A 6,000-nucleotide genomic window follows, 5' to 3' on the forward strand; every position below is an offset into this window, starting at 1 on the left:
ATGGGTGATCATTTAGCGTTCAGAGCAACGGACAGCAATGACTAATCCATCGTCTATTTTTTACCCAGCATGGATTCACTCAAAGCACCCCATTCCCAAGTCCCCCCGCTAGGTATAAAAACACAACATCACCCATGCTGACGGATCTTTGTAACAGCGGCCTTGCACTACGATAGATTTAACGCTAAGGATACCGCCCACACCGTTCAAGCAACACCTACACGAACCCACCCTGACACACCATGGCTTCACCCGAAAACGCACCAACCCCCAGCCCTCAAACACCCGCCCCGACACAAGCACCGGCTCCGGTCAAATCATCATCGCCGATGAACCTGACCACCGCTCTGATTGCGATCATTGTGGTTATCCTCTTCATCATGCTGATGCTGTCGATGAACAACAAACTCTTTCCAACCACTGGGGACGCCCGGGATCTGAATACGCTGGAAGAACGTAACGCCCAGCTCCGTGCCGAAGCCAATGCCGAACGCACCAAACTAGGACTCGCCCCACTCCCTGAAGGTTCGGCAGCAGCCAAAACCATGGCCAGCCGACTCCGCCGTGACGCCACTGACCTCGCAGCCCTCACACTGCAATGGCAAAGTGAACTCGAAGCCAAGGAAAACGCCCTCGCCGACCTACAAAGCCAAATCACTTCACGCGATCAAAACACCCAGCGGCTATACGCGGAAATCAACAAACTCCAGGCCCAGATCGAAAAAAATGCCAATGCCGAGTCGCTCCTCGTCACCCTGCGCAACGACCTGCAAATCGCCCAAAACCAACTGCTCACCTACCAACAGCAACTCGCTGAAGCCCAAACCCGACCATCAGCCGACACTCTGGCGCAACTCCGAGCCCAACTCGACGAAAGCCAAGCTGCCAACATCAAACTTGGCCAGCAAGTCGATGCCCTACTCGCCAAATCCGAGAGTTCGGTTGATCAAGCAAAATACGATGAACTGGCAGCCGAGATGGCCAGAATCCGCCCGATCTACAACCGCCAACGATATGAAATCCAACAGCTCCGGACCAAGCTGGATCAAGCGCGACTCTTCATTGAATCGGAAAAAGATCTTCCGGCCATCGCAGCGAAACTCTACGCCCGCCTCAAAACATTGGACAACCTGCACGGCCAAGCTCTCGATCAAGCATACCAGAAAATCGAACTCGAACTCAATGCCCGCATCGTTCACCGCCAGGATTTTGCCACTGGTTCCTATGAGGTCACCTTCGACCGAGAAAAAATGATCAAAAATGCCACGGCCACCCGAGCCAAGCCTGATGCCTTTTTCCTCGTCGTTGGATACGCCTCGAAAACCGGAACCCAAGCATCGAACTACGAACTATCGAAAAACCGGGCCACCACTACGGCATCCGTTGCCAACCTCCTGAAAACACCCCAACAGGAAGTCAAAGCCGTCTATCTTGGCCAAACGGACCGCTTCGATAAAACCAACCCCTTGAAAAACCAGATCTGTGAAGTCTGGGAAATCGACCGCTGATCCCAACGCTCGACATCGATCTACCGATCTCATTTTCACATCACGGGATGATTCATTTCATCCCGTGATTTTTTTTGGTGTGGGCAAGCGCCCCTGTTCCGTGTCATCCCTTCAAATTTGATCTTGAGAGAGATCAAATCAGTGCAATGATAGATGACAGCTTTTTTGTATAGCTACCATCCACCATGAAGAAAAAAATCCTGATTATCGGAGCCGGCCCCGGAGGGCTAAGCAGCGGTATGTTACTCGCTCACCGTGGGTATGATGTCACCATCCTCGAGAAATCACATGTCGTCGGAGGAAGAAACGCTCCGATTCAAGCTGGAAACTACACCTTTGATACCGGTCCGACCTTTCTTCATCAAAAATTTACCCTCGATGAAATTTTTGCTGAAACCGGAAGAAAGCCAGAAGACTACATGGACTTCGTCAAACTCGACCCCATGACCACACTGAGTTGGGGTGACACCTCCATGGAAACCAGCTTCGATCAGGACACAATGACCCGCAATATCGAACGGGCATTTCCAGGAGAATCAGCAAATTACCGTCGGTTCATGGACGACCACGCAGACAAATTGCGTGCAATTTTCCCCTGCCTCCTCAGCCCCTATCACAAACTAAGCAGCTTCTTTCGACCTCACCTTCTCAAAGCCCTCCCCTATGTCGCGACCACCAAATCCGTGATGGATGTCCTGAGTGAGTATTTCACCGATGAACGACTCAAACTGGCATTTACCTTTCAAGCTAAATACCTGGGGATGTCTCCCTGGAATTGCCCGGCGCTCTTCAGCATTCTATCCTACATTGAATACGCCCATGGAATCTATCACGTCCAAGGGGGGCTCTCCAACATTTCCATGGGGATGGCTAAAGCCTTTGAAGAAGAAGGAGGCACACTCAGACTCAACTGTGAGGTCAAGGAAATCCATTACACAGGAAAACAAGCATCGTCGGTCAGCCTAACAAATGGCGAAACACTGGCATGCGACAAACTCATCGTCAATGCCGACTACGCCCACGCCCGCAACACGATCTTTGGCAAACACAATGAGAGCAAGGAATCACTACTGAAGAAAAAGTACTCCTGCTCGACCTACATGCTCTATCTCGGACTCGATACCATCTACCGGGATGAACCCCACCACCACGTTCTTTTCGCTGACGATTACCACCAAAACCTACGTGATATTCAAAATGAAAAAGTCGTTAGCGACGACATGTCGGTTTATATCCGCAACTCGAGTGTCACCGACCCCACCGTAGCACCCGACGGCCACTCCCAACTCTACATCCTCGTCCCCACCATCAACACCCGCAACGGCTACCCATGGGAAGAAAATCAACAAGCCTACCGGGACAAGGTGCTGGACCGCATCATCGCCCGAACCGGCATGAAAGACCTCCGGAAACACATCGTAGAGGAACGCTGTATCACTCCCCGAGGATGGCAAGAGGCGGACATCTTTATCGGGGCCACGTTCAATCTGGCACACACGATGGACCAGATGCTCTACCTCAGACCGCAGAACCAACTGAAGGGGTTTGAAAACATCTACCTCGTTGGCGGAGGAACCCACCCGGGAAGCGGACTGCCCACCATCTATGAAAGTGCCCGCATCTCGGCCAACTTAATCTGCGATTCCTATGGCAAACAACGCCGCCGTATCGACTTCGCCTCTGACATCCTCAACAAAGCGGCACTTTAACCCTCCTCCATCATGAAATCCTTCACCTCGTTCTGCTGTTTGCTCGCTCTGATTATCGCTCCTGCCTGCTCGAAGGAAGAGCCCACATCCCAGACGGGAGATGACCCCAGCATTTCAGAACCCAAGCCTCAACGCTACAAACAATGGCACGACATTTGCCTCAGCGGAAAAAGTAAGCAAATCGATGCCCAGATTGCCAAGTTCGAGGCCCAACTCAAACAAGACCCGAAAGATTACCTCGCCCAGGTTTATCTCGGTAGCGCCTGCGCGCTGAGGTCCAAAGCCAGTTTCTGGGGCCCCTCCAAGCTGAGATTCCTCAAACGAGGGCAACAGCTGATGGATCAGGCCGTTGAAAAAGCTCCAAACGACCACCGGGTGCGCATGGTTCGGGCGATTGGATCCTACAAGGTGCCCAAAAAATTCAACCGCCGCCCGCTAGCCATCAAAGATTTTAACGTATTGGTCCCCGCAGCGAACAACCGGAAAAACGATCTCGCCATCAATGAACGTCAGGCCATCCTCTACTATGCCTACCTGACCTATAAGGAAGCAGATAGGGAGGAAGCGGCAAAAGTCAAAGCGGCCTGCCACAAACTCGCTCCTGATTCGGAATACGGCAAGCTTACCCGCTAAACCGTCTGGCGTCATACCCTGCGAACTAGTGTTGGCAAATTTGCCAAGCTAGGGTATGGGTTCGGGTCGCGGCGCGACCGGAGCACGCGCATCACCACCCTAAGGCGTCATGCAAACGCCCAAAAACCCTGTATTCTCTTCACCGACCACCCTTTTTCTCTGACCATGGAATTCAAAGAACCCATCGAACTACTGGCCCCCGCCGGCTGCTTTCCATCCCTGCAAGCAGCCATCGACAATGGTGCCGATGCCGTTTATTTCGGCTTGGCCCAGCTCAATATGCGGGCCCGATCACGGCGCTCCTTCAATGTGCCCGACCTCAAGGAAATCATGAGCCGGCTACACGCGGCCAAGGTCAAAGGCTACCTCACCCTGAACACCCTGCTCTACGAACACGATCTCAAGCTGTGTCAAAAAATGCTGGAAACAGCCAAAGCTGAAAAAGTCGATGGCGTTATCCTCTCCGACATGGCAGCCGTCCAGATGGCCAATGAACTGGACCTTGAAGTCCACCTTTCCACCCAACTCTCCCTCTCCAATTTCGAATCCGTCCGCTTTTACGCCCCCTACTGTGATCGGGTCGTGCTCGCTCGCGAACTCAATCTGAAGATGATCCGCTCGATTTACGATAAAATCAACGATCAGAATCTGCGGGGGCGGGATGGCCGCCCGATGGAAATCGAAGCCTTTGCCCATGGCGCTCTTTGCATTGCCGTCTCCGGCCGCTGCGGCATGAGTCTGTTCAACTCCAACGCATCAGCCAACCGAGGCGCCTGCGAACAGAACTGCCGCAAAGAATACATCATGACCAGCGTCGAGGATGGTAAGCAGCTCAAACTCGACAACAACTTCATCATGAGCCCAAACGATATCGCCACCATCGATTTCATGGACCAATTCCTCGAATCCGGCGTACGGGTCCTGAAAATCGAAGGTCGGGGCCGCAGCCCCGAATACGTCGCAGCGGTCATCCGAGCTTACCGCAAAGCCGTGGATGCCGTGGTCAACGGAACCTTCACTCCGAAGCTGGTCGACCAGCTCTACCCCGAGCTTGAAGGAGTCTTCAACCGCGGGCTTTCCAGTGGTTACTACCTCGGCCGGGATCAAGGCTGGGCCGCCGATGCCGGCAATAAATCCAAACGCCGCAAAGTCCTGGTTGGCAAAGTCTCCCACGCCTACCCGAAAGCCGGCGTCGTCGTCATCGATGCCGCAGCCTCACCACTCAGCCGTGGCGAGTCGTTTTTGGTCATCGGCAACAGCACCGGTGTGATCGAGGGTGAAGTCAATGACCTGCGCGCCATGCAGGACAATGGTGAAATGCTCGAAACCGAACACGGACAAAAAGGGCAAACGCTGACGTTGAAAATCAATGCCAAGGCGCGCCTCAATGACAAGGTCTACAAAGTTGTCGAAGCCTGAACACCATGATCCGAATCCGCCATAAAGTCGCCGAATGTGTGGGGTGTCGTCACTGTGCCGACACCGCTCCGCAGTATTTCGAAATGGACGAAGACGGGATTGCCCAGCTGATTGACTCCAAGCAAAACGGAGTTTTTCAAACCGCTGAAGGGTTCGAAGAAGACCTTCAAGAGCTACAGGAATCCGAAGAAGGATGCCCGGTCAACATCATCCACGTTGACCAATAATACCACTCCGCAAAACAGACGAGACGATTGATCGTTGTTGAGGTATTTGGAAAAGCACTGCGTGATCCATGAGAGTTCCGGATGAATGACTCCTTTGGCTTTGTTTCTCCTTAGTCATGGTGCCCGCACCATTCCTTCGTCGCGCCTTACCTAAGAACTCATTCATCTCGGCTATCGTCCCGTCTGTTTTACTACTTGGTCATTGGCGTCAAAATAAGGACTTAGCTCTTTCTGCTAAAGGTTTTCTATGGCGTTTTTCGTGCAACATATTTTTGATGGCATAGGTGAGTGGAGCCTCGATAGATCTCATCTCGACAACTCTCAGCGACAGCCACTGCGCCACTTTTTCAATGCTGACGCTGCCTTTCTTCTGACTTTTCCCAAGCATGAAGCAATAGGACTTTCCGATCAACTGAGCATAGATCATCAGTGCTGTCAGCAGAATGTGAAGATGAGTTTTATTTGCCCTACAATTGAGTAAATTGCGAATTTTAGAACTTCCTT

General features: G+C 52.4%; 6 protein-coding genes. 5 read left to right on the forward strand and 1 reads right to left on the reverse strand.

Features of this window, described 5'->3' with window-relative positions; translation table 11 throughout:
• The first annotated feature begins 242 nt into the window (after nt 1–242).
• The 5 genes from HW115_RS18155 (at nt 243) to HW115_RS18175 (ending at nt 5,496) form a co-directional block, all read left to right on the forward strand.
• Entirely contained in the window at nt 243–1,508 is a 1,266-nt protein-coding gene (locus HW115_RS18155) for an OmpA family protein (RefSeq protein WP_178934760.1), read from the forward strand.
• A 185-nt stretch (nt 1,509–1,693) separates the two neighbouring features.
• A complete protein-coding gene (locus HW115_RS18160; RefSeq protein ID WP_178934762.1) occupies nt 1,694–3,217 on the forward strand; it encodes a phytoene desaturase family protein in 1,524 nt (507 codons plus the stop codon).
• Between the two features lie 12 nt (nt 3,218–3,229).
• On the forward strand, nt 3,230–3,850 hold the full coding sequence (locus HW115_RS18165; protein ID WP_178934764.1) for a hypothetical protein: 621 nt from the start codon (nt 3,230–3,232) through the stop codon (nt 3,848–3,850).
• 165 nt (nt 3,851–4,015) lie between these two features.
• A complete protein-coding gene (locus tag HW115_RS18170; RefSeq protein ID WP_178934766.1) occupies nt 4,016–5,269 on the forward strand; it encodes a peptidase U32 family protein in 1,254 nt (417 codons plus the stop codon).
• A gap of 5 nt (nt 5,270–5,274) precedes the next feature.
• On the forward strand, nt 5,275–5,496 hold the full coding sequence (locus HW115_RS18175) for a ferredoxin (protein ID WP_178934768.1): 222 nt from the start codon (nt 5,275–5,277) through the stop codon (nt 5,494–5,496).
• Nucleotides 5,497–5,704: 208 nt separating this feature from the next.
• Here the strand turns inward: HW115_RS18175 and HW115_RS18180 are convergent.
• On the reverse strand, nt 5,705–6,000 hold a 296-nt coding region (locus HW115_RS18180), incomplete at its 5' end, for a hypothetical protein (protein ID WP_227021654.1).

The sequence above is a fragment of the Oceaniferula marina genome (genome assembly GCF_013391475.1).
GTDB lineage: Bacteria > Verrucomicrobiota > Verrucomicrobiia > Verrucomicrobiales > Akkermansiaceae > Oceaniferula > Oceaniferula marina.

Bases quoted from the DNA above. Each gene is read 5' to 3' on its own strand.
- HW115_RS18175 (WP_178934768.1), top strand. From the start codon at position 5,275: ATGATCCGAATCCGCCATAAAGTCGCCGAATGTGTGGGGTGTCGTCAC.
- HW115_RS18160 (WP_178934762.1), top strand. From the start codon at position 1,694: ATGAAGAAAAAAATCCTGATTATCGGAGCCGGCCCCGGAGGGCTAAGC.
- HW115_RS18165 (WP_178934764.1), top strand. From the start codon at position 3,230: ATGAAATCCTTCACCTCGTTCTGCTGTTTGCTCGCTCTGATTATCGCT.
- HW115_RS18155 (WP_178934760.1), top strand. From the start codon at position 243: ATGGCTTCACCCGAAAACGCACCAACCCCCAGCCCTCAAACACCCGCC.
- HW115_RS18170 (WP_178934766.1), top strand. From the start codon at position 4,016: ATGGAATTCAAAGAACCCATCGAACTACTGGCCCCCGCCGGCTGCTTT.